The sequence below is a fragment of the Methylophilus sp. DW102 genome, assembly GCF_037076555.1.
GTDB classification, from domain to species: domain Bacteria; phylum Pseudomonadota; class Gammaproteobacteria; order Burkholderiales; family Methylophilaceae; genus Methylophilus; species Methylophilus glucosoxydans.
The window spans coordinates 199,278-223,517 of sequence record NZ_AP029023.1; the positions used below are offsets into that span (position 1 = coordinate 199,278).

Sequence of the window (24,240 nt, forward strand, 5' to 3'; positions counted from 1 at the left end):
CAGATGTCAGATTCGATCATGATTTTGGGTGAGGTGCTGGGGGATGTGTTTCCCGAGCAAACGGTCATCGGCGGCGCACCTTATAATGTTGCCCGCCATTGTCACGCGTTTGGCTTGCCCGTGCACTTTCTCACTGCCATCGGCCAGGATGCCCTGGGCGAACGTATTGTGGCCGAAATGCAAGCGAGTGGCGTGCCTACCGAAGGGGTGCAGCACTCTGAGCGTTTGCCGACCGGGCAAGTCAAGGTGCATCTGGGCCCCGATGGTCATCGCTTCGAGATTCTGGATCAGCAGGCCTATGATGACCTGCAATGGCCACCGGTCGAGGCGCTCACATTGAAACATCCCCCGAGGCTGGTGTATTTCGGGTCACTGGCTTTGCGCCATGCACCCATGCAGGCGCTTGCCGCGCAGTGGTTGGCGCTGTGCCAGCCCGCCACGGTGCTGTGCGACATCAACCTGCGTGCGCCATGGTATGACGCGGAGAGCGTACGCATGGCCTTGCAGGCCGCCGATATTCTCAAAATCAATCATGAAGAGTTGCCAGAAGTCTGTAAATTGCTTGGACTGCCGGGTGCGGCAGATGTGAATGAGCTGGCCCGGCGCTTGTTGATGGTGTGTGGCTTGACTGAAATGTTTGTCACCTGTGGTGAAGAGGGCAGTTTCTGGCTGGACCGGTTTGGTCAGGGCTTTCGCGTGCCGCCGGTGCGCTTGAGCACGGCATTTGTCGATAGTGTAGGTGCTGGCGATGCTTATACCTCGGTGGTGATTCGCGGCTTGCTGGCGGGCTGGTCACGCCCCACCATCCTGACCCGCGCGGCCAGTTTCGCCGCCTCCATTTGCGGCATTCGCGGGGCGGTACCAGCGGCTGCCGATTTTTATGATGACTTTTTATAGAGCCTTCAAAGAGCTGCGATATTTAAATTAATTCATAAAAACAGAAACTTAATGTGATAAAAACCTATGCAAGGCTGGCGCTTGCCGCTATAATGCGCGTTTCGTGTAAATTGAATGTCGGTGCGGTAGGCAAATGGGTTGTCTGGCTGCGACGATATTGACGCTAACTCAAGGACAATAAAGATGGCGATTACCGCAGAACAATCCGCAAAAATCATTAAAGATTTTCAACGCAGTGCTAACGATACAGCGAGCCCAGAAGTACAAGTGGCTTTGTTGACATACCGTATCAGCTACCTGACCGAGCACTTCAAATCCAACAAAAAAGACAACCACTCCCGTCGTGGTCTGTTGGCGTTGGTCAGCCAGCGTCGTCGTTTGCTCGACTACCTCAAAGGTAAAGACGTTAGCCGCTATCAAACGCTGATCGAGCGCTTGAACCTGCGTAAATAATTTGGCTAAAAGTGACGTTTAATCCAGTTCACTTTTAACGAAATAAAAGCCGATGGCATGGTGACTGCCTCGGCTTTTTTGCTTTAAAAATCCTGAGATTGCTGATATTCGGGATTTTCATATCACCAACTCGGGTGGCTTCTGTGAGTGCGTTTTGTGCAGGGTTTGTACAAAAAGCGTGCTGATGGAAGTCACCGCAAATCGGGAAACCGGGCGTCAGTTGTCGCGCACAATGCTATGCATAAGCGTGGAGTGTCGGCACTGTCAGCCTGGTTTTCATTGTTGAGATTGGCTATTAGGTAGTGAATAGCCATGGTAGATAAAGGAAAAACAATGTTTGAAATTACGAGAAAAAGCCTCCAGCTTGGTGCGCATACCCTGACTATTGAAACCGGGGAAGTCGCACGCCAGGCAGATGGCGCCGTCATGGTGAGCTATGGCGATACAGTAGTACTGGTGGCTGCAACTGCAAAAACCGAAGTCAAAGAAGGTCAGGATTTCTTTCCATTGACTGTGGATTATCAGGAAAAAACCTATGCGGCTGGCCGCATTCCAGGCGGCTACTTCAAGCGTGAAGGCCGTCCTAGCGAAAAAGAAACCCTGACGGCACGTTTGATCGACCGTCCTATGCGTCCACTGTTCCCGGATGCGTTTTATAACGAAGTGCAGATTGTGGCGACCGTGTTGTCCCTGGATCCGGAAATTGATGCTGACATCCCGGCCATGATCGGTGCGTCTGCTGCGGTTGCGCTGGCAGGTATCCCGTTCTACGGCCCAATGGGTGCGGTAAAAGTGGGTTATATCAATGGCGAATACGTCTTGAACCCAACTGCGACACAACTGAAAGAGTCCGCGCTGGACTTGGTCGTGGCTGCGACTGAAACCGCTGTGATGATGGTGGAATCCGAAGCCAAAGAATTGCCAGAAGACGTGATGCTGGGTGCGGTTGTGTTCGGTCACGAGCAAATGCAACCTGTGATCAAAATGATCAACGAACTGGCTGCTGAAGCCGGTAAAGATGCCTGGGACTGGACACCGCCAGAGCCAGACACTGCGCTGATTGCAAAAATTGAAGCGATTGCGGCTGAAGACATCAACGCCGCCTTCAAAATCAAATCCAAAGGCGAGCGCTCTGCCAAGCTGGACGAAATCAAGTCCCGCGTCATGAGCACCTTGATCACTGAAGAAACCTCTACCTTGGAAGCCAACAAGATTAAAGACGAGTTCTTTAAGCTCGAAGCGAAAACCGTACGTAGCCAGATTTTGAACGGCGAACCACGGATTGATGGCCGTGACACACGTACCGTGCGTCCAATCACCATCCGTTCCGGCGTACTGCCACGTACCCACGGTTCTGCGCTGTTTACCCGTGGTGAAACACAGGCATTGGTCGTGACCACCTTAGGTACAGGCAAAGATGAGCAAATCATTGACGCACTGGCTGGCGAATACTACGAAAACTTCATGCTGCACTACAACATGCCTCCGTTCGCCACTGGCGAAACGGGCCGTGTCGGTTCACCAAAACGGCGCGAAATCGGCCACGGTAACCTGGCTAAGCGCGCATTGAAAGCCGTATTGCCTAAGAAAGAAGACTTCGACTACACCCTGCGTGTGGTGTCCGAGATCACTGAGTCTAACGGTTCCAGTTCCATGGCGTCTGTCTGTGGTGGCTGCCTCTCCATGCTGGACGCCGGCGTGCCATTGACTGCCCACGTGGCAGGTGTGGCCATGGGCCTGATCAAGGAAGGCAACCGCGTTGCGGTGCTGACCGACATTCTGGGTGACGAAGATCACCTGGGTGACATGGACTTTAAAGTGGCCGGGACCGACAAAGGCGTGACCGCCCTGCAAATGGACATCAAGATCACTGGTATTACGGCACAGATCATGCAAGTGGCCCTGGCACAAGCTAAAGAAGGCCGCGCGCATATTCTGGGCCTGATGAAGCAAGCCGTGTCTGGCGTAAACACCGAAATGTCACAGTTTGCCCCACGTATCATCACCATGAAGATCAATCCGGACAAAATCCGTGACGTGATCGGTAAAGGTGGCGCCGTGATTCAGGCACTGACCAAAGAAACCAACACCAGCATCGACATCGAAGATGACGGTACCGTGAAGATCGCTTGTACCAATGCGGACGAAGGCGCTGAAGCACAACGCCGTATCGCACAGATCACCGCTGAAGTGGAAGTCGGCCAGATCTACGAAGGCCCAGTGGTCAAGATTCTGGACTTCGGTGCAGTGGTGACTTTGATGCCAGGTAAAGATGGTCTGGTACACATTTCACAAATTGCCCACGAGCGCGTGAAAGCGGTCAGCGACTACCTCAAAGAGGGTGACATTGTGAAAGTGAAAGTGGTTGAGCTGGACGACAAAGGTAAAGTGCGTTTGAGCATGAAAGCCCTGATCGATCCACCAGCAAGAGAAGAAGCGCCAGCAGCTGAATAAGTTGCCCGCTCTGATCTAAAAAAGCCCGCGCCAGCGGGCTTTTTTATTGGCGTCAGCGCACCGCTTCTTGAGTTAATTTACTTATAGGGTGTCACTCTGTTTTCGCGCATAATGCCGCCGTATGAAAAATAACAAAAAGATCATACGGATAAGTGTCGGCGTGGTTGCGGCACTGTTATCCCGGTTGAGTGTCGCCAGTGAGGCGCTCACGCTCGATGACGTGCCCGTGCGTGCGCATTATGACAACGCGGTCGGTTCGTCCGATGCCGCCAGTGAAGGGCGCGTGAATGCCAGCCTGATTCAAAACCGCCCCATTTCACGGGTGGGGGAGGTGCTCGAGTTTGTCCCCGGCATGATCGTCACCCAGCATAGCGGCAGTGGCAAGGCCAACCAGTACTTTTTGCGTGGCTTTAACCTCGATCACGGCACCGACTTTGCCACCTATGTGGACGAGATGCCAGTCAATATGCGCACCCATGCACACGGGCAAGGCTACACGGATTTGAATTTCCTGATCCCCGAGCTGGTCAGCCATATCCACTATAAAAAGGGCACTTACTCAGCAGAGGAGGGGGACTTTTCCTCTGCCGGTGCTGCGCATTTGCACCTGGTCAATCGACTGCCGCAAGGCATCGCCAGTCTCACGCTGGGCAGTTACGACTATCAACGTATGCTGGTGGCAGATTCGCAGGCCATGCACAATGGCCTGCTCCTCTATGCGCTGGAACTCAATCGCTATGACGGCCCCTGGCAAGTGGCCGAAGGCGTCAAAAAATACAATGGCGTCCTGCGGTTTAGTACAGGGGATGCGCACGACAACATGAGCCTGACCGCCATGGCCTATCACAACCGCTGGAACAGCACCGACCAGATTCCGCTGCGCGCCGTCCACGCCGGGCAGATCAGCCGTTTTGATGCCATAGACCCGACCGATGGTGGCGATTCATCGCGTTACAGCCTGTCGTTTAGCAAGCAGCACCGTGACGCGCAAGGCGGCTGGCAAATCAATGCCTATGCCGTGCGCTCCGCGCTCGATTTATATAGCAATTTCACCTACTTTCTCAATGATCCGGTCAATGGCGACCAGTTTAACCAAAGTGAAAAACGCACCATGCTGGGCGCGCATCTCAGCAAGACCTGGTTCGGTGAGCTTGCTGGCCTGCCTGTCGAAAACAAGCTGGGGCTGCAGACGCGTTACGACAAACTGTCACCGGTTGCGCTATACAACACGGAACAAAAACAGCGCTTGTCGCTGATCCGCTCAGACAAAGTAGAAGAAAGCAGCGCGGGCCTATATGCCGAAAACACCGTCTGGTGGCACGACAAACTGCGCACGGTCGCTGGCCTGCGTTATGACCGCTACCAGTTCGACGTTAACAGCTCACTTCAGGGTAATTCAGGCCGTGTCAGTGATGGCATCGTCTCGCCAAAATTATCTGTGATTTTCGGGCCGTGGGCCCATACCGAGTTTTTCTATAATCTCGGCAAGGGCTTTCACAGTAATGATGCCCGCGGCACCACGCAAACCCGCTTGCCCGACGGCAACCCGGCCTCTCCTGTCACGCCCCTGGTCGGCACCCGCGGTAGTGAGGTAGGCATCCGCAGCGAATGGATGCCCGGCTTGCAAAGCTCGCTGGCGGTGTGGCAACTCGATATTAATTCTGAGCTGGTTTTTGTCGGCGACGCTGGTGAAACCGAACCCAGCCTGGCCAGCCGTCGCTATGGCGTGGAGTGGAACAACCATTATGTGGTGAATGACTGGCTACTGCTGGATATGGATATTGCGCTCTCCAAAGCACGCTTTACCCAACAAGACCCCAATGACCCAGGCCACTTTATTCCCGGATCCATCAATAAAGTGGCCTCGCTAGGCGCCACCGTAACCCAATGGGGTCACTGGTTTGGCGCCGTGCAACTTCGCTACTTTGGCCCACGGCCACTGGTGGCGGATAATACCGTCCAGTCAAACGCCACCTTGCTCACCTATGCCCGCGTCGGCTACCGCTTTAACCCGAAAACCACCATGACGTTAGACATATTTAACCTGTTTAACCGCAAAGCCAGTGACATCGACTACTACTACGAATCACAACTCAAAGGCGAGGCTGCACCGGTCAGCGATATTCACTTTCACCCGGTAGAGCCTCGCGCCGCACGGCTCACACTCACGTACCAGTTTTAATCAAGGACGTACCTCATGCGCCGCATCACCATTTCAGTAGACGACGCACTCGCAGATGCCTTTGAGCACCTTATCGCCGTCAAAGCCTACGTCAACCGCTCAGAAGCTTTCCGTGACCTCGTCCGTAAAGCACTCGATGAAGCTGTGATTGAAGATGCGGATCACGCGCAGGCCGAGTGCGTTGCCTCGCTCAGTTATGTGTATGACCATCACGAACGCCAGCTTGCCAGCCGTGTGAACCAGTTACAGCACGACCACCATGACGTGATTGTTACGGCTCAGCATGTGCATTTGGATCATGACAACTGTATGGAAACAGTGATTCTCAGAGGCAAAATTGCCGAGGTAGAAGCGTGTGTGAATGCGATCTCGTCACAGAAGGGGGTGACGCATGCGAAGGTGCATATTATTCCGAGGTGGCTTAGCTTGTAGAAGCAGCTTGTTGCTGGGTAGATTTGAGATCGCCTTCGTCTCTAATCACCTTGTCGTGAAATCTGCAAAAATGAATTGATAATTTGAAGATGAATAAATAATAACCAATTTGGCTTAATGTGAATATTTTCTTCCGCTCTTGCTGCTTGAAAAATACATCTGAAGGGATTGAGTGCATATCATCTAGTAGGGCAACATAGTCCTCATCTAAACCCCCGCCTTTAGGGAAGTAAATCATCGAAGTTATTTTTTGACCAGTGATTGCTTGAATCTTAGAGGCCAACTTTTCTCCTGCTACACCCTGTTTTTGCAGCAATTGACTATAGCTTGAGAGCTTGATAATTGGTACGAAAGTTAATCTGACGGGTAAATCACGTGAGTTCTCAGGAGAAACGTCACAAGTATTTGATAAAACAATACCCTTCACTGAGCGCTTAGTTAGTGATTTAAAGTCGATAACTTCTAGACAGTTCCAGCAATCTCCTTGAAGTACTGTGTCGTTGTAAGCATCAAGGTAGTAATTTACATTAGGAAATGCTTTTAGAGCTGCAGTTAGATTGTCTTTTGCATCTTGAGTTAAATAATACGGTAGATGCTTTTCTAAACTATCTTTACTCGTATCCATTTGTTGATCTAACTTTCATACAGATCAATAAGATTATCGAATAATACTTGCTCAAACTCCTTACCTAGAGGCTCCTGCCCTGAAAGCAACGTAGTATAAAACTGCTGGACTGTATGTTCGAACGTAGGCTCATTAGTAATTTTTACCTGACCAGTTGGGCTTTTGCTAAAGTTATAGTATGTCGAGTTTTGCTCATCCACATAGACCCTCTGCCCCGAGCTGAGATTTCTAATTACAGGTTTAACATGGGTCGCATCAGTTGCAGGTGTGTCAGTAAGTACGGGAGCACCTAGAAATAAAGCTGCACCTATAACAACCACTGGGCTATAGGATCTTGGCAAATCAGTTGTTATTTCAACTCTATGCATATTTTGGCTCTAATAACTCTAAGGTTTGTTCAGTTAAGCAATCGAAGAAAACTGATTTATTCGAAGTGTGTATAGACTCCACACTTGTTTCAAAATTTTCCATGGCTTTTCTAAAATGGGTTCCAGGAGGAAGGTTTGCAATAGTATCTACGTCAATCAGCAACCCATTGAATGTTTTACCATTAGGGAGGGTAGCATTCGCACTGCTGATTACTTGTACAGCATGAATGAATCCATCTCTTGGAATCTCCACACGAAACTGCATTGTTTCATTAACAATTGAATGATTCGCAATGGCCAAATTCATGTTCAATGCAGTTGTATTCTGGGGGATTAAACTCTTATCAAAAATATCGATATATTTTATCGAGAAACGATTTAGTGTTTGAATGAAATCGTAATCGGCTAAGGTATTAGCAATTTCCATGATTGCAGGCTTGAAGCTTGACCAGCCTTGATAAGGATATTTATTGCTAATTGAAAGGACGCTGTCGCCAATGTTTATGTGAAAGTTGCGCCATTCCGTAGTTAATATGGGGGCGTTTGCTAAGAACGGATCGGACTCTCTAACAGGTTTGGGTATCTGTGCCTGAGGCAATTCTTGAAATTGACTAAATCCAGAAAGACGCCCATAAAGGATACCGGGTAAAACTGCTGCAGCTGGTATGGCGCTTGAGAAACGAAACTCAAAAATAGCGTCAACTAAGGGTTCTTTGCCAAGCTTAATTGGAAGGCGATCAGCCATTATGGTTATATCCAGTTTAGCGGAGTAATTTGTTTCAACTGATAATATCAGAAATGTTTCAGCATTGTAATCAAGAACTGAGTACTGGGGCCAGCGTGGTATTATTTATTAAGCTGTAAACAGTTACAGCAGTTTGGCTCCCAGCGGCACCTCATGTTCAGGCACACATAAAGTCACTCTTCCTTCAGCATCATGAAAACCCGTCACCAGGCATTCTGACATCAATGGCCCGATTTGTTTGGGCGGAAAGTTAACCACGGCGACCACCAGTTTTCCGATCATGTTTTCTGGCGTGTAGTGCGCTGTAATCTGGGCGCTGGATTTACGCAGGCCAATCTCTGGGCCAAAGTCGATTTGCAATTTGTAGGCTGGCTTGCGCGCTTCTGCAAATACCTCTGCTGAAATCACCCGGCCAACGCGTAACTCAACCTTGGTAAAGTCAGTCCATTCGATTTGATTCATATGCCCAGCCTTCTAAAGTGACTGGGCATTATCGCAGAAGACTTTAATCAGGAGCGAGCGAAGCAATGCCATCACTGCCTTGGATGGCATATTCTTTCGACGGCATTTTTCGGTTAGTTTCTGCCATCCATCCCGCTGAGTTGGTTCACCATCGGATGCATGATGTATTTTTCCATAATCCCTATCATGCGGCCATCACCCTCTACTTTCCAGCGTGCGTCCTCAGGTAGTTTAGCGTTTTCGTTGGTAATTTCACTTTTCAGATGACTGAATGCCAGCGGCACTTTCTTGAGCAGATTATTTAATCTGCGGGTGGCAGTGTCTCCACTTAATCCCAGTTTTTTACCGGTTTCGATAATATCTTCACGTGTAATCTCTGAAAAAAACTTTTGTGTTTGGTCCAGTCTGATGGGGAAATCTGTTTTAGGCCAGCTAGCATGTTCTTTATCTATGGCTTGCGTGTCGTAAGCGGCTGTACTCAAAAGGTCATAACATGGTGAAATTTGAATGCCATCGTGGGAAACCATGAAAGAGATGTTTTTGAGGTGGTTATCTCCGTTACCCATCAGAATGTTAAAGACGATCCAATCGAAAAACCATAGCCTTCCGACAGCCGGTACTGAAAGGCGCTGAGCTAACTTTGCAAGTGATTCAGTACTGGCTGCATCATATTTAAATACTCGGTCTATGTTGAGGAGTTGGCATCCATCAATCACATGGAGCCTGTCGACTCTGCCATCTTGATGTATAGCCCTGTCAAAACGCTCAATGAGATACACCGGCTCTGGGCAAAACAGTCGATATACTTTAGGCACATCCAATCCTGCCAGGTTTGCAACGCGCATGGTGAAGTACTCATTGATAACGGTCGACGGGTAGCGGGTTTTTTCTGGATGCTCAGGTTTTAAGATGTGTGTTGAGGCTGCCTGGCCATCTGGCTCATAAATTTCCCCATCTTGATAGATGACTGCTAGCTTATGTTGAGCACCGGCTAGGGACATTTTCTTCGGTGAATCTGCGTTCAAGGGAATTCTGGGCATCGCTTTAATGCGATCAGATAGCTCTTTTAGGGAGAGCTTTCTCTTTCCTCCCTGTTCTGGAAGTACTCCCTCAGGAAGGAGCGTTAACGATCCCGCAGATTCTCGACCATAAGCTTCTAATAATCCAAACGCATCTTCTATGGCTACTTTGGCTTCCTTAGCTAGGATCGTTCGTAACGTTTCCTCAGGAAGCAAATTATCAAAATACCATTGCACAGGTCTTGTCGTGCTACCGTCAATGTGAATGCTGGGTTTGCCTTCAGCATCTACTCTGGGTAGATTTGGAGAAAGATCGTATCCCTTGTTATCCGTGGCCCAGGTATCTGTGTATTCAAACCTCCAGATATTGTCTTCAGCGACCAATGTGCCGACATGGGCATCGTTGATGTAAGCGAGCAATATTCGCTTCATTGAGTACCTTTTTGGGACTTGCGTTGGCTGGGACGTACCAAGCCGTTCTGGTCACGAATCTTGCCCAGATAGGCTTCTGCAGAAGCTGGAACCTCGGCAGACAGTTTTATTCCCAGCTCTCCTAAAAGCCGCATGACTCTGCCGATTTGGGCGGTTTCTTTTCCGTATTCGACATCGCCCACGAAAACATGCCCCACGCCAGCAATACCAGCCAAATCATCCATACGAAGATTATTTGATTTGCGTGTAGCGCGAATGACTTCGCCCAAATCTGCTGGCGAGTTAATCGGAACCTTCATGCGAATTCCCCAAAAGTATATGATCGCATATATTCTATTCCAGATCTTTTTCAAAATAAAGGAATATATCGGAACGCATATATTTTATGATTTTAGAGAGGAGGAGATGAAAATATATCTCAACGAATATATTTTCATCTCTGACTAAGCCTGAAAAATGGTAACGAAGTATTTATTTCCCACATCCAAATACGCTAAAGGCGTTGGTGCACCCAGCTAGCTAGCGAATCAGTGCCGACACCGCCTTGAATTGCGCATGCGTGGCGCCTTGCATGGGCTCAAACAGCATGGATTCTGTATTGGTGATGATGCAACCGGCATTGCGCATTCTCTCTATGGCGTTGTGGCGGTTACTTTCTGCGCGTGAGATGACGGCGTCTTCTACCACAAACACTTGCTTGCCTGCGGCGAGTGCATCTAGGGCGGTTTGTTGCACGCAAATATGGGCCTCTAAGCCGAACAGCACGACTTGAGGGGCGACGCTGACGGAGGATTCCTGAAAGCTGGACTCGTGCCAGGCGGAGAAGGCGAGTTTTGCGGTGCGCGGGGTGTAATCGGGCAAGAGGGTTTGCAGCGCGGGCAGGGTTGCGCCGAGTTTTTCCGGGTATTGTTCAGTCACCCAGAGCGGGATATTCAGGAGCTGGGCGCCTTGAATCAGGCGCTGAATGTTTTTGATGACGGCGGCCATGGGCTCAGGTTGCATCGCGTCACAGAGCCGGGTTTGTATATCAATCAGCATCCAAACGGCATCTGTGGTGGCAATGACTGGCTTCATGGGCTTATCTCTTGGCTAGTTGTTGGTCTATGTCTTGCAGGTCGGCTTCGGAGACGATGCCGCTGGCGGTTTTGAGGCGAATGATATTCACCAGGTAGTTATAGCGGGCCTGCAATAAATCACGGTTGGCGCTGTAATATTGCTGCTGGGCGTTGAGTACATCTACGCTGGTGCGTATGCCGACTTCGTAACCGAGCTTGGTGGAGTCGAGCTGGCTTTGGCTGCTCTTGAGCGCTTGCTCAAGCGCTCTCACCTGGGCGATGCTGGTGTTCAGGTTGAGGTAGGCGCGTTGGGTTTCCAGAGTGGTCTGGCGCATGACGTTTTGCAAGTCATCTAGGGCTTTTTGCCGATTGTAGGCGGCCTGGCGCACGCGTGAATTCACGGCCCCCCCTTGATAGAGCGGCACAGAGACTTCCACGCCTATACTGGCACTTTTCAGGTCGGCACCAAACCCGTACTGGCCGCCATTGGCGTAGCTGTCCTGATAGTTGGCGACGGCATCTACGGTGGGGTAATGCCCGGCGCGCGCGATTTCGATATCTTTTTCATTCACCTGTACCGTTTCTTGCTGAATCTGGATGTTCAGGTTGCTGGCATGGGCGACCTCTTGCCATTCTTGCATGGGCTTGAGGCTGGGGCTGATCTGGATATCTTCGCGCACACTGGCCAGGCGTTCTGGCAATTTGCCGGTGATCGCCTGTAGGCTGCGTTTGGCAATATCAATGTCATTGAGTGCGGCCAGCTCTTGCGCCACGATCAGGTCATAGCGCGCTTGCGCTTCATTGACGTCGGTAATGGTGGTGGTGCCCACCTCAAAATTGGCCTTGGCCTGTTGCAACTGGCGCTGAATGGCTTCTTTTTGCGCGGTGATCAGCATGTTGCGGTCTTGCGCCAGCAGCACCTCAAAATAGGCCTGCGTGGTGCGTAACATCAGGTTTTGTTGCGCCAGGTGATATTGCTTGTCAGCGATGCTCACCTGCACCTTGCTTTGGTCTATGCGCTCCAGGGCCTCTTTGCGGAAAAGCGGTTGTCTGGCTTGTAGCTGTGCCTGATAAGCTTCGTAGTTGTTGCGCCCGCCGGGGAAGGGCGCCTGGCTACCGACGATTTTTAAATCGGTGCGGTTGGCATTCGCGCCCGCCGTGAAATTCACTGAAGGACGGTAGCCAGCTTTGGCCTGTTCTATCACTTCTTGCGCAGCCTGATTGGCACTACCCGCCGAGGCCAGCACCGGATCACTGGCGAGGGCTTCCTGATACACGTCTACCAGGCTTTGCGCGGCAGCACTGGCGTGTGCCGACCACCACAGGCTGGCAATCAGCATCACTACTCTCAAATAGGCAGGGCTAGACATAAGGCATTAAACAGACATGAGATGTTAAAAAGTAAAGGCCAGGGCCTGGGGTGCGTTTTGCATTTCAGTCAGGCTGGTTTCAAACAGGACGTCTTGTTTGAAGCTGTGCTCGGCCAGACGTTGTACCAGCGTCGCCTGCATGACCGGGGCTTTGCCCAGCACGATGAGCATACGGCCACCAATGCTCAACTGGTAGCGCACGCCTTCGGGTTCAACCGGGCTGGAGGCGGTAAATACGATGGCGTCATAAGGGGCTTTAGCTTCATAGCCATTGTGACCATCGGCCTCAATCAGCTGTACATTCTGGATGCCTTGTTTGGCCAGATTTTTCGCGGTCAGCGCGCACAGCTCCGGGAAAATCTCCAGCGCAGTGACTTGTGCGCAGTGTTGCGCCATCAGTGCGGCCAGATGGCCGCTGCCAGCGCCGACCAGTAGCACTTTGTCTTTGGCTTGCAGTTGCAGCGCTTGCAAAAAACGCCCTTCGATTTTTGGGCTCAGCATGTGCTGACCCATGTCCAGCGGGATTTCAATATCGGCAAACGCCAGGCCACGGTAGGCGTCTGGCACAAATGCTTCACGCGGCGTGTTGCTCAGCGTGGCCAATACTTGCGGGTCCAGCACCTCCCAGGTGCGGATTTGTTGCTCAATCATGTTAAAACGTGCGGTTGCCTGGTCTGTCATTTTTGAATCCCACTATCCGGTTAAAGAGAAAAAACATTATAGGGCACTTCTATTCATTCAACTTTCGTTGCGATACTGCGTTGCGCATAAAAAATTGCGCCTTACCTATTCAATCTATGCGGCGTCGAAATTTTTTAATCGCGCCCTATCATTGATTGCGCCATGATTGCATGGTTCTGTCGGTCAAACGGGCCCAGAACGCATACAGTGCTGGCACAAACAAAATGGTCAGCAAGGTGGCGGCGGCCAGCCCGCCCATAATCGCGACTGCCATCGGCCCGAAGAACACGCTGCGCGTCAGCGGAATCATGGCCAGAATGGCCGCAGCGGCCGTGAGTACAATCGGCCGGAAGCGGCGCACGGTCGATTGCACCACCGCTTGCTCCAGCGAGGCGCCCTCGGCAATGTCCTGATTGATCTGGTCGACCAGAATGACCGAGTTACGCATGATCATGCCGGAGAGCGCAATGCTGCCCAGCATGGCGACAAAGCCAAACGGCATATTAAAAATCAGCAGGGCAAAGCTAATGCCTATCATGCCCAAGGGCGCGGTCAATACCACCAGAAAGACATTAGCCAAGCTGCGCAGTTGCAGCATCAGCAACGTGAATACAGCGGCTAAAAACAGCGGGACGCCTTTAACCACCGAGCTGGCGCCTTTGGCGGACTCTTCAATCGCGCCACCGGTTTCTACCGTGACACCTGCCGGCAAGTGCTGCAAAATCGGGGCAATGGCTTGTTGCACCTGGCCGGAGACCACCGGTGCCTGCATTTTGCCGCGTAAATGCGCACGCACCGTGAGTGAAGGCACGCGGTTGCGACGCCAGATCACGCCTTCTTCAAAGCCATATTCAATGGTGGCCACTTGCGCCAGCGGCACGCGTTCGCCATTCTGGCTCAATACCGTTAATTGGCCGATTTGCGACAGTTGCGCATGCTCATCGACCGGACTACGCATGACCAGGTCTATGCGCTCATTCGCCTCCCTGAACTCGCTGACCACCTGTTCGTAATACTGCGTGTTGAGCAACTGCGCGATGTCTGGTGTATTGATGCCGAGCAGGCGTGCCTTGTGCTGGTCCACCTCAATGTGGATCACTTTGCTCGGTTCTTCCCAGCCAAGTTGCACATTGATCAGGTGCGGGTTGGCGCGCATCGCGTCTGCAATCTGGTGCGCCACCTCACGGATCGCTTTCAGGTTTTTGCCGTCGACGCGGAACTGCACCGGAAAGCCGACTGGTGGCCCATTTTCCAGCCGCAATACCGAAGCGCGGAGTTGTGGAAAATCGTGTTGAAACAAGTTCAGCAGATCTGTGCGCAAGGCTTCACGCTGTGGCAGGTCTTTAGTCAAAATCACCAGTTGGGCAAAGGCGCGGTGTGGCAATTGCACGTCTAGCGGCAAGTAGTAGCGGGGTGCACCTGAGCCCAGGTAGGACACGACATTCTCCACCTTGCCATGTTTTGCTTGCCAATCGTTGAGCCAGCGCTCGAGTTTGGTCACGGCCGCTTCGGTGGACTGGTCGCTGGCATTCTCGGCCAGACGCAAATCGACCACGATTTCGAGACGGGTCGAGTCGGGGAAAAACTGTTGCTGCACTTTGCCAAAACTCAGCATGGCAACCACAAACAAGGCGATGGTTGCCAGAATCACCAGGCCCTTGTGCTGGACACACCAGCTGACCGTACCTTGCAGGCGCTGGTAAAACGGCGTGGCATACAGTGTCTCTTCGTTGTGAGCGCTCGCTTCTTGATCATCGCTTTTAAAGCCTAATGTTTGCTTGAGCCGGCGCCAGAGTGAAGGTTGGGCATGTGCAGCGGCATCTGGCAGCAAGTGATAGCCTAAAAAGGGCACCACAATCACCGCGGCAATCCAGGACAGACTCAGTGCAATGGCCGAGACCTGGAAGATGGAGCGGGTATATTCGCCGGTTGAGGAGACCGCGGTGGCAATCGGCAGAAAGCCTGCCACTGTAACCAGCGTGCCGGTCAGCATGGGCATGGCGGTGGAGGTGAAGGCAAAGGAAGCGGCTTGCATACGCTCCCAGCCTTGTTCCATTTTGGCCGCCATCATTTCGACCGCAATAATCGCATCATCGACCAGCAAGCCTAGCGCTAAAATCAGTGCGCCCAGCGAAATTTTGTGCAGGCCAATCTGAAACCAGTCCATGAGCAGAAATGTCCCGGCCAGCACAATCGGGATGGCGACGGCGACCACAATGCCGGTCCGCCAGCCCAGAGAGAGCAGGCTCACCGCCAGCACAATCAGCAAGGCTTCAATGAGGGAGCGGACAAAATCATGCACCGAGTGTTGTACGATCTCGGGCTGCGAGGTGACCAGATGTAATTGCACCCCGACCGGTAATTGTGTTTGCACGCTGCGTATGGTGCTTTGCATGGCCTTGCCCAAGGCAATGACGTCACCGCCGGCCTGCATGCTGACCCCGATCAGCAAGGTGGGCGTGCCATTGAAGTGAATGCGCTCTGCCGGCGGATTGGCGTAGCCGCGTTTAATGGTGGCAATCTCGCCCAGCCTAAGGTTCTGATTCCCTGCCCGAATCGGAAACTGGCGTAAATTCTCCAGTGTTTGCAAGCGACCACTGACATCCAGACGGATTCTTTCCGGGCCTGCATCAAAGGTCCCGGCGCCAACGACACTGTTTTGCTGCTGCAGGATTTGCACCAGTTGTGCCGGCGTGATGCCCAGGGAAGTGAGTTTTTGATTGGAAATTTCGATGATGATTTTTTGTGGTTGCTCACCAAACAAATCAACTTTTTCCACATCGGGCAGTTTGAGCAGACGCGCTCTTACCCATTCGGCTTGTCTTTTCAGTTGTTGCGGGTTGAGGCCGTCGGCGGTGATGGCATACATGCTGCCATAGACGTCGCTGAACTCATCGTTAAAGGTCAGGCTTTGCAGGTCGCGTGGAAAGGTGTGGCGGATGTCGCCAATTTTTTTGCGTACCTGATACCAGAGCTCGGGGATTTTTTCGGAGAAGGTATTATCGCGAATGACAATAAACACCACCGACTCACCCGGGCGCGAATAGCTGCTGGTGTAATCGATGGACGGGATTTCTTGCAGTTTTTCTTCAATTTTATCCGTGATCTGCTGCTCAACCTCTTGCGCAGAGGCGCCCGGCCAGCTGGCGCGCACCAGCATGACTTTAAAGGTAAAGGGCGGGTCTTCTGATTGCCCGAGGTGGGTATAGGCAAAGCTGCCGGCGAGCAAGGTCAGCAAAATGAAATACAGCACCAGGGCCTGGTTTTTGAGGGCCCAGGTCGAGAGGTTGAAGCGCTGCGACAGCGAGGGGCTGGTGGCTGTATGCGCTGGTGTGGTGTGTTCGCTCATTAGCGCAATACCTCCGGGCCAGGAGTGACGGCTTGCACGCGCATGCCCTCTGTCAGGGTGTGCACGCCGATGGTGGCAATGGTCTCGTTGGCTTGCAAGCCTGAGGTGATTTCTACGCCCGCTTCAGTGACGTTGCCGGTGGTCACCGCTCGTCGATGCGCCTGCTGTTGCGCGTCGATCACCCAGACGCTGGGGTGGTCGGCAAATTGGGTGACCGCCGTGCTCGGGACCAAGATAGTTTGCCTGGCTGCACCTGATAAAAAGCGCACGTCTGCGGTCATGCCCAGTTTGACTTTGGCATCAGCATCCAGCAACTGGATGCGCAGATCGAAGGCGTGGGTCTGGCTATTGGCTGCCGGCGCAATTTCGCGAATACGGCCCTGATAGGCGTGGGGCAGGCCTTGCAGCATTACGCTGGCCTGATCACCGGGGTGCAGGGTATCAATCACGGTTTCGGGGACGGCAATCTGGATTTCCAGCGTTTGCAAGTCGTAAATCCGGGCAATGGTTTGTCCGGCGGCCACCACCTGTCCCGGCTCGGCCTGTATCATGCCGATGGCACCGCTACGGTCTGCCAGTAGTTGGGTGTAGCCTGTTTGATGCTGGCTGACTGCGGCTTGCGATTTGGCCTGCTCTAGCCGCGCTGCACTGGTTTTCACTTGTGTCTCGTAGCTGTCCAGGGCCGATTTTGAAATAAATTGCTGGCGGTAAAGTTGCTGGCGTCTGGCCAGCTCAGTTTGCGCCAGCGCCAGGTTGGCCTGTGCGGTTTGCACTTCGGCGCTGGCCGATTGGGCATTCAAACGGGTATCGCTCGGATCCAGTTGCGCAATGAGTTGCCCTTTTTTAACCAGCTCACCGACATTGACAGCACGCGTAATGATTTTGCCGCTAATTCTGAAGCCAATATTCGACTCATAGCGCGACTTCACTTCGCCGGTGTAACGGGCGGTGGTTGCGACTGCGCTGTCTGCGATGGTCATCACCCACACCGGGCGCGGCGCAGCTGGCGCCTCTGTCTCAGGTTGGCAGCCGCTCAATACGGTCATGAGGGCCAGGCTGTATAAATAAAGGCGAGCGTTATTCATGGGTAGGGGCTTTCAAAAAACCATTCGTCCACATCTGTACCATGGCCTGCATGCGCGATTCTAGAGGCCGCCAGTTGACCCAGGTGTCATGGCACATATTGATTTGTAAGGCGCAGAGACCATGCATGGCGGACCATACCGTCTGCGCAATCAGCACCGGGTCAGTCAGTGTCGGTCGGAAGATGCCCGCCTGCCAGGCGCTGGTCACCACTTCAATCAGCTGCGCGTAAGCATCCTGCTCCGGGTTGTGACGCTCGATGCTGGACAGTTCTGGGGCCAAAGGCGGATGAGGCGTCATGAACATCATGCGGTAATGATTGGGATACTTCAGTGCAAACTCGATGTAGTGTTGGCCAAATTGCAGAAATCGCTGCAAGGGGTCGCTGATTTCAAAGGTGCTTTTGAGTGCCTGCGCCAGTTTGAGGAAGTCGGCATCGACCACCGCCCGGATCAGGGCTTCTTTGTCACTGAAATACAGATAGAGGCTGGTGGCGGTATAGCCCACCCGTTGGGCGACCGCGCGCATGGTGACCGCTTCTATCCCCTGGTGAATAAACAGTTCGCGCGCAGCATCCATGATCAGCATCCTGATCGCTTGCTTCTCGACTTCTGTCTTCACCTTGGGGGGCATGGCTGACCACTGAAATTAAATGTAACAATGTTAAGTTAACACTGTAATTATTTAATGTCAATGGGTGCTGGTAATTCTGGGCTGAATGGTGCAGAGTAACAAATGTGATACACCGGTATTCGGTTTTGAGCTGATTAGCGGGTTAAGATTGCCGCAATGCACTGGCCGGTGGAATCATGGGGGCGGGCGACGCTTGCGCAATCCAAATAATGACAAGGAGCGATCAAGATGAATGTACGGCAACGGTGGATCAGTTTGTTGGGGCGTGTGTTGTTATCGTTGGTGTTTATTGTGAGTGGGGTGGGCAAGGTGCTGGATCCTGCGGGCACGCTGGCCTATATCGAAAGTGCGCATTTGCCGATGCCGCAGCTGGCTTATGCAGTAGCGCTGGTGGTTGAGCTTGGCTTGGGTTTTGCCTTGCTGCTGGGGTTTCGTGCACAGCTGGCTGCGGCTGGCATTGCGCTGTTTACCTTTGTCACTGCGCTGGTGTTTCACAGCAATATGGCCGACCCGCTGCAAGTCATTATGTTTCTTAAAAACATGACCATCGTCGGTGGTTTGCTGATTGTGATTGCCTTTGGTCCAGGCGGCTACAGTGTGGATGGCGGTAAGCGCATTATGTTGCCGCAGTGATCGCTGTCCCCGCAGGCGGTGCTTGCAGCCATTGACGCAAATGCTCAATCAAGGCCAGCGTGTTGGCTGAGACCTGTTTGTGATAAGGGTACATGGCGTAAATACCCCCCTGCGGCCGCCGGTAGTCGGCCAGCACTTCTACCAGGCGGCCTGCTTGCAGGTCGGCTGCCACATAAAACGCGGGCAGCCCGGTGATCCCGAGTCCGGCCAGGGCAGCATCACGCAAGACTTCGCCGTGGTTGGACTTGAGCCTGGGCTGGATGGGAATGCGGTGGATCTGGTCATGCTCGGCAAACTGCCACTCGCTGGCGCGATGGGTGAGGCAAATGTGCTTGGCCAGCGCCTGCGGGGTCGATGGGATGCCATGCTGCGCAATATACGCCGGGCTGCAGCAATAGCACATCGCGGCGTCTTCCAGCTTGCGTGCCACCATGCCTTCCTCTGGCTGGTCAGTCACGCGTATCACCATATCATAGCCTTCGCTGACCATATCCACATGCCTATTATCGGCATCCAGCCAGATTTCCAGTTGCGGGTGTTGCTGCATAAATGCGGTTAAAGCCGGCGCCAGGCGCAAGCTGGCGTAAGACAGGGGCACGGAAATTTTTAGCAGGCCGCGCAGATCGCCTGAGCGGTTACTGACCTCCAGCTCCGCTTCATGCAGTGCTTGCAGAATTGTTTGCGCACGCTGAAAAAACACTTTGCCGGTTTCGGTGGCAGACAGTTTGCGGGTGGTGCGTTGCAGCAGTCGCATGCCCAATCTCGCTTCCAGCGCAATAATGCGCCGGCTCACCAGCTGTTTGGAAATCCCCAGCGAGTGCGCCGCGGTGGTGAAATTGCCATGCTTCACCACTTCGACAAAGAAATGCAAATCTTCAAAAGAGGTCATCTATTGTCAACTTTAATGAGACAGTTTTACGCATTATAGGGTAATTATCATTTTTATGGCGCAGGCATACAATGCGTTTTGTCAGTGAGCCGGATGAACCCGACTTTTTTAATCAGATGCGTGCTGGCAGATTCCCCCTGCACACGCTTTTAGGAGCCTACCCATGAATGCTTTGCAATCCGCCGCCAGTGTGACCGGCCGTATTTTGTTGTCACATATTTTTATCATCAGTGGCTTGAGCAAAGCTGCTAATCCCGCCGGAACCATCGGCTATATTCAAAGTGTCGGCGCGCCTATGCCTGAAGTGGCTTATGCGATTGCCTTGTTTGTCGAACTGGTACTGGGCATCGCCTTGCTGGTTGGCTATCAAACCCGTCTGGCCGCAGCGGGGATTGCCGTATTTACCGTGGCAACCGCGTTCATGTTTCACAACAATATGGCAGACCAAATCCAGCAGATCATGTTTTTGAAAAACCTGACCATTGTCGGTGGCTTGTTGATGGTTATTGCGTTCGGGCCAGGGGCGTTGAGTGTTGATCATCGTCGCCGCTAGGTTGCTGTCAAGGTTGATATGAGCACTTTGTTTGTTTCGCATGGCGCGCCATCGCTGGCGCTAGCGCCGGGGCTGACCGGGCAAATGCTGGCCGCGCTCGCTGCCAGTTTGCCCCGGCCTGAGGCGATTCTGGTGGTGTCTGCGCATTGGGATACGCGTGTGCCAACGCTGAGCCTGGCCAACCAGCCAAAGACCATTTATGACTTTGCGGGCTTTCCCCCGGCCATGTATACACAAACCTATCCGGCACCTGGCGCGCCTTGGTTGGCGGAGCAAGTGCTCGCTTTGCTGCAGGCGCATGATCTACCTGTACAAGCGCATCCTGACCGGGGGCTGGATCACGGCGCCTGGGTGCCTTTGATGCTCATGTATCCGCAAGCCGATATTCCGGTGACGCAGCTTTCAATCCAGAGCCGCAGCTCGCCTGCTGCCCAGTTTGCGCTGGGTCAGGCCCTGCAAGCGCTGCATGCGCAAAATATCCTGATCCTCGCCTCCGGCGCCATCACGCATAATTTGTCGGATTTTTTTAGCGCAGATCGCAATGCACCGCCGCTGGCTTATGTGCATGCATTTGCCGACTGGATGGCGGCACGCATTGCGCAACAGCAATGGGACTCGCTGTGCAATTACCGCAATGAATGTGTCTGGGCACGACAAGCGCATCCTACCGAAGATCATTTGATGCCGCTGTTCGTCGCCGCAGGCAGTGTGTCAGGCACGGCACCTGGAACGGTGTTTGGAGCCAGGCAACGCTACACGCCCGAAACCACCTATGGCATTCTGGCCATGGATGCCTATATGTGGACCGCTCAGGGTTGAGGATGGCCGATTAACGCAGGCCGTACTGGTTCAGTTTGTTCCACAGTGAGCGCTCGCTAATCTCTAACTGCTTGGCGGCTTTGGTTTTGTTGCCCTGGCAGGCTTCAAGTGCCTTGAGAATTAAGCGGCGTTCAATGGCTTCCGTGGCACGCGGAATCGAGAGGTCATTTTCTACCGATGTCGCGGACGTGTCTAGATTGGCGGTAGACGAAGCCGGGCCAAGGCCGGGCGATTGCGCAATGTCCGCCGGTAAGTGCTGGGGCTGGATGGTTTGGCTGCCTGCCAGAATCGCGGCGCGCTCCAGAATATTTTCCAGCTCACGGACATTGCCCGGCCAGCGATATTGATGCAAACACAGGCGTGCGCTTTCGCTGAGCTGGCCGTGGCGTTTAGCCAAAAAATACGCTGCCAGCAAGCCGACATCTTCTCCCCGCTCGCGCAATGGCGGCACTTGCAGTTGAATCACGTTGAGCCGGTAATACAAATCCTCGCGCAGTTTGCCTTCTTTGACGGCTTGCATGGGGTCGCGGTTGGTCGCCGCCACCACGCGCACATCAAGCGCGATTTGGCGGTTGCCGCCCAGTTTTTCCACCACATTCTCCTGCAATACGCGCAACAGTTTCGACTGCAGTTGAATCGGCATTTCGGTGATTTCATCCAGAAACAGCGTGCCGCCATTGGCCAGCTCAAACTTGCCGACACGCTCTTTCACCGCCCCGGTAAATGCGCCTTTTTCATGACCAAATAATTCTGACTCAAGAATGTCTGCCGGGATCGCTGCGCAGTTCACCGCAACAAACAATTCGGTTTTTCTGGGCGAAGCATCATGCAGGGCTTTAGCGACCAGCTCTTTGCCGGTACCGGTTTCACCCACAATAAACACAGTGGCTCTTTCCGGCGCCACTTGCTGGATCATTTGTTTCAGCGACTGCATGGGCGCGCTATCGCCGATGAGGCCGGTGACCGTGGGTTGTCTGCTCTCCTTGAAAAACGAGTTTTCCAGTTGAATCCGGTTGATTGCCAGTGCCTTCTGAATCGCGATTTCCAATGTTTCGAGCTCAAAGGGACGCAAAATATAATCACTGGCGCCCAGCTTCATGGCTTCGACGGCGGTTTTGATTTCGCCCTGGGCGGTGACCATGATGAATGGCAGGCGCTCAAATTGCTTGCGCAAGGCCTCAAGCAACTGCAAACCGCTCATGCCCGGCATATGCAGGTCGCTCACGACCAAGTCAATCTGCTGTTGCTGGACAAGCTCGAGCGCTTCGCGGCCGTTGCCTGCCGAAAGCGCTTTGTAGCCGGCTTGCCGCAAGCTGATTTCGAGCAGCCTGCGCATGTGGGGTTCATCGTCAACGGCTAAAATGGTGTGTTGTGGACTGGACATAATTAAGGGTTTGCGAGTGGCAAGGTCAGGTTAAACTGCGCCCCTTGCCAGGGGCTGGTTGAGTATTGGATTGTACCACCGTGGGTCTCCATGATTTGTTTGACCACCGCCAGGCCCAGCCCGACGCCGCCCGCGCGTTGCGTAAAAAAGGCTTCAAACAGATGGGTTTGTTGTGCAGGGGGCACCCCGGGACCGTCATCTGCGACCGAAATATGGGCATGTGTCGCATCTGACCATAAGCTGAGGGCGATGTGGCCCCCCTTGGGCAGAATCTGGATGGCGTTCATGAGCAGGTTGAGCAGGACCTGCGTCATCTGGTCCTGGTCCGCCTCCACCACCACGGCCGCTGAGGCAGAGAGCGACAGGGTCAATTGTTTGGATTGTGCCTGCGCCTGCAGCAGGGCGATCACATGCTGCAAATGTGCTTGCAGGTCGAGCGGGATTTTACTGGGTGCGCGCGGACGGGCCGAGTCTATGAGCGTGCTGACCAGTTTGTTCAGGCGCTCGGTTTCAGAAATAATGAAGCCCAGCACTTCTCGGCCATCTTCTGAAAGATTCGGTTCGCGTAACAAGACATCGGCGGACGAACGCATGATACCCAAGGGGGTGCGGACTTCATGGCTCATGGCCGCTGCCATTTCACCGACCACCGCCAGCTTGGCCGCGCGTGTCAGTTGCTGTTCCGAGGCGGCGAGCTCTGCCACCATGTCGGTAAACGCCTGGTGCAAGGACTGCACCTCGACCGGCCCGCTGGATACCGGTGCAATGGCGTCGAGTTGGCGAAAGCGTTGTACATAACGGGTCAAGGCTTCCAGCGGTCGGCTGATGTTTTGCGCGATCGGGCGTACCAGCAGGATGGAGCAGACCAGCGTCACGCCCAGCACCACAATAAAAATCATGCCCAGCCTATGCACAGGCGCGACGGCTTCATCGTGATCTTTATTCAGATGTACCTGCCAGCCCTGTAACGGCAGACGGCTGATCAGCGGTGCCTGTGCATGCAGGCTATGCTGTTGATCGGACCAGTGGCTGGATTGAGCCAACAGGTTTAATTTTTGATCAAACAAGGCCAGCTCGGTGCTGTGTTGGGCTGCATGGTCGAGCAGATTTTCAATCACGCGCCAGTTAAAGGTGACGACCAGGGTGCCAAGCGGTTGCAGGGTATTCTGCGACAGGATGGGGGCCGAAACCATGAGCTGCTGATGATCCAGCCGGTAAAGCGTGATCACCTGGTCATCATCCTGGAACCGCATCCACTCAGGCGGAATTGCCAGGGGCTGGCCGATATGCGCGGGTTCGCTGGAGGCCGCGATATGCCCTTTGAGGTTAATGACATCCAGACTGAGGTATTGCTCGGCGTAGCTTTTACGCGTCTCGGCCAAAAACATCGACAAGCGTTTATCAATGTCTTCTATCAGCAAGTCTTGCATGATGCCAAGCTGGCTCCAGCTGCGGACGTTCTGTACACGCTCGTTCAACACCCGGTCGACGTGCTCGGCAACCGCTTTACCTGTGGTTTGCAGGTCGTGCTTGATTTCTACGCGTAGCGCCTGCCTTGCCTGGTAAAAACTGATCAGGCTAACCATGAGTGCCGGCAACAGGCCCGCCAGCAAAAATACAATTAAAAGCATTTTGCGGATGGTGAGTGGCGTTTGCAAGCGCGGCAGATGTGAGAAAATACGCATCAAATGGTTTTAGCCGGGACGATCATCATGGGTCAGA

Annotated in this window: 23 protein-coding genes; 8 read left to right on the forward strand and 15 right to left on the reverse strand. The window is 53.1% G+C overall.

Annotated elements, in window-relative coordinates; all coding sequences use genetic code 11:
• Window positions 1-3 precede the first annotated feature (3 nt).
• From AACH41_RS00895 to nikR, 5 genes are all read left to right on the forward strand, one after another.
• On the forward strand, window positions 4-897 hold the full coding sequence (locus AACH41_RS00895) for a PfkB family carbohydrate kinase (RefSeq protein ID WP_338656123.1): 894 nt from the start codon (window positions 4-6) through the stop codon (window positions 895-897).
• A 183-nt stretch (window positions 898-1,080) separates the two neighbouring features.
• On the forward strand, window positions 1,081-1,350 hold the full coding sequence (rpsO, locus tag AACH41_RS00900; RefSeq protein ID WP_194749762.1) for a 30S ribosomal protein S15: 270 nt from the start codon (window positions 1,081-1,083) through the stop codon (window positions 1,348-1,350).
• Between the two features lie 333 nt (window positions 1,351-1,683).
• The gene (gene pnp, locus AACH41_RS00905) at window positions 1,684-3,804 is read left to right on the forward strand and encodes a polyribonucleotide nucleotidyltransferase (protein WP_194749761.1); all 2,121 of its coding nucleotides are present in this window, start codon (window positions 1,684-1,686) and stop codon (window positions 3,802-3,804) included.
• Between the two features lie 121 nt (window positions 3,805-3,925).
• Window positions 3,926-5,986 carry a TonB-dependent receptor gene (locus AACH41_RS00910; protein ID WP_338656126.1) on the forward strand — a complete coding sequence of 687 codons (2,061 nt, stop codon included), beginning with the start codon at window positions 3,926-3,928 and terminating at the stop codon, window positions 5,984-5,986.
• A 15-nt stretch (window positions 5,987-6,001) separates the two neighbouring features.
• The gene (gene nikR, locus AACH41_RS00915; RefSeq protein ID WP_338656129.1) at window positions 6,002-6,418 is read left to right on the forward strand and encodes a nickel-responsive transcriptional regulator NikR; all 417 of its coding nucleotides are present in this window, start codon (window positions 6,002-6,004) and stop codon (window positions 6,416-6,418) included.
• Here nikR and AACH41_RS00920 read toward each other — a convergent pair.
• From AACH41_RS00920 to AACH41_RS00975, 12 genes are all read right to left on the reverse strand, one after another.
• A complete protein-coding gene (locus AACH41_RS00920; RefSeq protein WP_338656131.1) occupies window positions 6,408-7,043 on the reverse strand; it encodes a hypothetical protein in 636 nt (211 codons plus the stop codon). The genes nikR and AACH41_RS00920 overlap by 11 nt on opposite strands.
• A gap of 8 nt (window positions 7,044-7,051) precedes the next feature.
• Entirely contained in the window at window positions 7,052-7,411 is a 360-nt protein-coding gene (locus AACH41_RS00925; RefSeq protein WP_338656133.1) for a hypothetical protein, read from the reverse strand.
• Window positions 7,404-8,156, reverse strand: coding sequence for a TIGR04255 family protein (locus tag AACH41_RS00930; RefSeq protein WP_338656135.1), 753 nt, complete (start codon window positions 8,154-8,156; stop codon window positions 7,404-7,406). The genes AACH41_RS00925 and AACH41_RS00930 overlap by 8 nt, the downstream gene beginning before the upstream one ends.
• 123 nt (window positions 8,157-8,279) lie before the next feature.
• Window positions 8,280-8,618, reverse strand: a complete 339-nt coding sequence (locus AACH41_RS00935; RefSeq protein WP_338656137.1) for a tRNA-binding protein — start codon at window positions 8,616-8,618, stop codon at window positions 8,280-8,282.
• A gap of 113 nt (window positions 8,619-8,731) precedes the next feature.
• The gene (locus tag AACH41_RS00940; RefSeq protein WP_338656139.1) at window positions 8,732-10,069 is read right to left on the reverse strand and encodes a HipA domain-containing protein; all 1,338 of its coding nucleotides are present in this window, start codon (window positions 10,067-10,069) and stop codon (window positions 8,732-8,734) included.
• Window positions 10,066-10,368: a transcriptional regulator gene (locus AACH41_RS00945; RefSeq protein WP_313986161.1), complete on the reverse strand. Its 303-nt coding sequence runs from the start codon at window positions 10,366-10,368 to the stop codon at window positions 10,066-10,068. Before AACH41_RS00945 ends, AACH41_RS00940 begins: the two co-directional genes overlap by 4 nt.
• Before the next feature lie 220 nt (window positions 10,369-10,588).
• The gene (locus tag AACH41_RS00950) at window positions 10,589-11,143 is read right to left on the reverse strand and encodes an isochorismatase family protein (RefSeq protein ID WP_338656141.1); all 555 of its coding nucleotides are present in this window, start codon (window positions 11,141-11,143) and stop codon (window positions 10,589-10,591) included.
• Between the two features lie 4 nt (window positions 11,144-11,147).
• Window positions 11,148-12,494: a TolC family outer membrane protein gene (locus tag AACH41_RS00955; protein WP_338656142.1), complete on the reverse strand. Its 1,347-nt coding sequence runs from the start codon at window positions 12,492-12,494 to the stop codon at window positions 11,148-11,150.
• Window positions 12,495-12,518: 24 nt separating this feature from the next.
• Complete coding sequence (locus tag AACH41_RS00960) at window positions 12,519-13,175, reverse strand: protein-L-isoaspartate O-methyltransferase (protein WP_194749753.1); 657 nt, start codon at window positions 13,173-13,175, stop codon at window positions 12,519-12,521.
• A gap of 148 nt (window positions 13,176-13,323) precedes the next feature.
• Window positions 13,324-16,524 (reverse strand): efflux RND transporter permease subunit, encoded by a 3,201-nt coding sequence (locus AACH41_RS00965; RefSeq protein WP_338656144.1) that lies wholly within the window; start codon window positions 16,522-16,524, stop codon window positions 13,324-13,326.
• Window positions 16,524-17,609 (reverse strand): efflux RND transporter periplasmic adaptor subunit, encoded by a 1,086-nt coding sequence (locus tag AACH41_RS00970; RefSeq protein WP_338656145.1) that lies wholly within the window; start codon window positions 17,607-17,609, stop codon window positions 16,524-16,526. The genes AACH41_RS00965 and AACH41_RS00970 overlap by 1 nt, the downstream gene beginning before the upstream one ends.
• A complete protein-coding gene (locus AACH41_RS00975) occupies window positions 17,602-18,240 on the reverse strand; it encodes a TetR/AcrR family transcriptional regulator (RefSeq protein WP_194749750.1) in 639 nt (212 codons plus the stop codon). The genes AACH41_RS00970 and AACH41_RS00975 overlap by 8 nt, the downstream gene beginning before the upstream one ends.
• A 228-nt stretch (window positions 18,241-18,468) precedes the next feature.
• Between AACH41_RS00975 and AACH41_RS00980 the strand changes: the two genes are divergently transcribed.
• Window positions 18,469-18,873, forward strand: a complete 405-nt coding sequence (locus tag AACH41_RS00980; protein ID WP_338656148.1) for a DoxX family protein — start codon at window positions 18,469-18,471, stop codon at window positions 18,871-18,873.
• Here the strand turns inward: AACH41_RS00980 and AACH41_RS00985 are convergent.
• Window positions 18,857-19,762 (reverse strand): LysR family transcriptional regulator, encoded by a 906-nt coding sequence (locus tag AACH41_RS00985; RefSeq protein WP_338656151.1) that lies wholly within the window; start codon window positions 19,760-19,762, stop codon window positions 18,857-18,859. The two genes, AACH41_RS00980 and AACH41_RS00985, sit on opposite strands and share 17 nt — an antisense overlap.
• A 163-nt stretch (window positions 19,763-19,925) precedes the next feature.
• Between AACH41_RS00985 and AACH41_RS00990 the strand changes: the two genes are divergently transcribed.
• Both AACH41_RS00990 and AACH41_RS00995 read left to right on the forward strand, forming a co-directional pair.
• Window positions 19,926-20,315 carry a DoxX family protein gene (locus AACH41_RS00990; RefSeq protein ID WP_338656153.1) on the forward strand — a complete coding sequence of 130 codons (390 nt, stop codon included), beginning with the start codon at window positions 19,926-19,928 and terminating at the stop codon, window positions 20,313-20,315.
• Between the two features lie 18 nt (window positions 20,316-20,333).
• Complete coding sequence (locus AACH41_RS00995; protein WP_338656155.1) at window positions 20,334-21,134, forward strand: class III extradiol ring-cleavage dioxygenase; 801 nt, start codon at window positions 20,334-20,336, stop codon at window positions 21,132-21,134.
• 10 nt (window positions 21,135-21,144) lie between these two features.
• On the opposite strand, the gene AACH41_RS01000 is transcribed toward AACH41_RS00995, so the two are convergent.
• Window positions 21,145-22,518, reverse strand: coding sequence for a sigma-54 dependent transcriptional regulator (locus AACH41_RS01000; RefSeq protein ID WP_338656156.1), 1,374 nt, complete (start codon window positions 22,516-22,518; stop codon window positions 21,145-21,147).
• A gap of 2 nt (window positions 22,519-22,520) precedes the next feature.
• A complete protein-coding gene (locus AACH41_RS01005) occupies window positions 22,521-24,203 on the reverse strand; it encodes a HAMP domain-containing sensor histidine kinase (RefSeq protein WP_338656158.1) in 1,683 nt (560 codons plus the stop codon).
• Window positions 24,204-24,240: the final 37 nt, after the last annotated feature.

What these genes read in the sequence shown, in the direction of transcription:
- pnp (WP_194749761.1), top strand. Translation starts at nt 1,684, where the DNA reads ATGTTTGAAATTACGAGAAAAAGCCTCCAGCTTGGTGCGCATACCCTG.
- AACH41_RS00920 (WP_338656131.1), bottom strand. Translation starts at nt 7,043, where the DNA reads ATGGATACGAGTAAAGATAGTTTAGAAAAGCATCTACCGTATTATTTA.
- AACH41_RS00980 (WP_338656148.1), top strand. Translation starts at nt 18,469, where the DNA reads ATGAATGTACGGCAACGGTGGATCAGTTTGTTGGGGCGTGTGTTGTTA.
- AACH41_RS00945 (WP_313986161.1), bottom strand. Translation starts at nt 10,368, where the DNA reads ATGAAGGTTCCGATTAACTCGCCAGCAGATTTGGGCGAAGTCATTCGC.
- AACH41_RS00985 (WP_338656151.1), bottom strand. Translation starts at nt 19,762, where the DNA reads ATGACCTCTTTTGAAGATTTGCATTTCTTTGTCGAAGTGGTGAAGCAT.
- AACH41_RS00910 (WP_338656126.1), top strand. Translation starts at nt 3,926, where the DNA reads ATGAAAAATAACAAAAAGATCATACGGATAAGTGTCGGCGTGGTTGCG.
- AACH41_RS00965 (WP_338656144.1), bottom strand. Translation starts at nt 16,524, where the DNA reads ATGAGCGAACACACCACACCAGCGCATACAGCCACCAGCCCCTCGCTG.
- AACH41_RS01000 (WP_338656156.1), bottom strand. Translation starts at nt 22,518, where the DNA reads ATGTCCAGTCCACAACACACCATTTTAGCCGTTGACGATGAACCCCAC.
- rpsO (WP_194749762.1), top strand. Translation starts at nt 1,081, where the DNA reads ATGGCGATTACCGCAGAACAATCCGCAAAAATCATTAAAGATTTTCAA.
- AACH41_RS00975 (WP_194749750.1), bottom strand. Translation starts at nt 18,240, where the DNA reads ATGCCCCCCAAGGTGAAGACAGAAGTCGAGAAGCAAGCGATCAGGATG.
- AACH41_RS00930 (WP_338656135.1), bottom strand. Translation starts at nt 8,156, where the DNA reads ATGGCTGATCGCCTTCCAATTAAGCTTGGCAAAGAACCCTTAGTTGAC.
- AACH41_RS00990 (WP_338656153.1), top strand. Translation starts at nt 19,926, where the DNA reads ATGAATGCTTTGCAATCCGCCGCCAGTGTGACCGGCCGTATTTTGTTG.
- AACH41_RS00995 (WP_338656155.1), top strand. Translation starts at nt 20,334, where the DNA reads ATGAGCACTTTGTTTGTTTCGCATGGCGCGCCATCGCTGGCGCTAGCG.
- AACH41_RS00960 (WP_194749753.1), bottom strand. Translation starts at nt 13,175, where the DNA reads ATGACAGACCAGGCAACCGCACGTTTTAACATGATTGAGCAACAAATC.
- AACH41_RS00895 (WP_338656123.1), top strand. Translation starts at nt 4, where the DNA reads ATGTCAGATTCGATCATGATTTTGGGTGAGGTGCTGGGGGATGTGTTT.
- AACH41_RS00955 (WP_338656142.1), bottom strand. Translation starts at nt 12,494, where the DNA reads ATGTCTAGCCCTGCCTATTTGAGAGTAGTGATGCTGATTGCCAGCCTG.
- AACH41_RS00935 (WP_338656137.1), bottom strand. Translation starts at nt 8,618, where the DNA reads ATGAATCAAATCGAATGGACTGACTTTACCAAGGTTGAGTTACGCGTT.
- nikR (WP_338656129.1), top strand. Translation starts at nt 6,002, where the DNA reads ATGCGCCGCATCACCATTTCAGTAGACGACGCACTCGCAGATGCCTTT.
- AACH41_RS01005 (WP_338656158.1), bottom strand. Translation starts at nt 24,203, where the DNA reads ATGCGTATTTTCTCACATCTGCCGCGCTTGCAAACGCCACTCACCATC.
- AACH41_RS00925 (WP_338656133.1), bottom strand. Translation starts at nt 7,411, where the DNA reads ATGCATAGAGTTGAAATAACAACTGATTTGCCAAGATCCTATAGCCCA.
- AACH41_RS00970 (WP_338656145.1), bottom strand. Translation starts at nt 17,609, where the DNA reads ATGAATAACGCTCGCCTTTATTTATACAGCCTGGCCCTCATGACCGTA.
- AACH41_RS00950 (WP_338656141.1), bottom strand. Translation starts at nt 11,143, where the DNA reads ATGAAGCCAGTCATTGCCACCACAGATGCCGTTTGGATGCTGATTGAT.
- AACH41_RS00940 (WP_338656139.1), bottom strand. Translation starts at nt 10,069, where the DNA reads ATGAAGCGAATATTGCTCGCTTACATCAACGATGCCCATGTCGGCACA.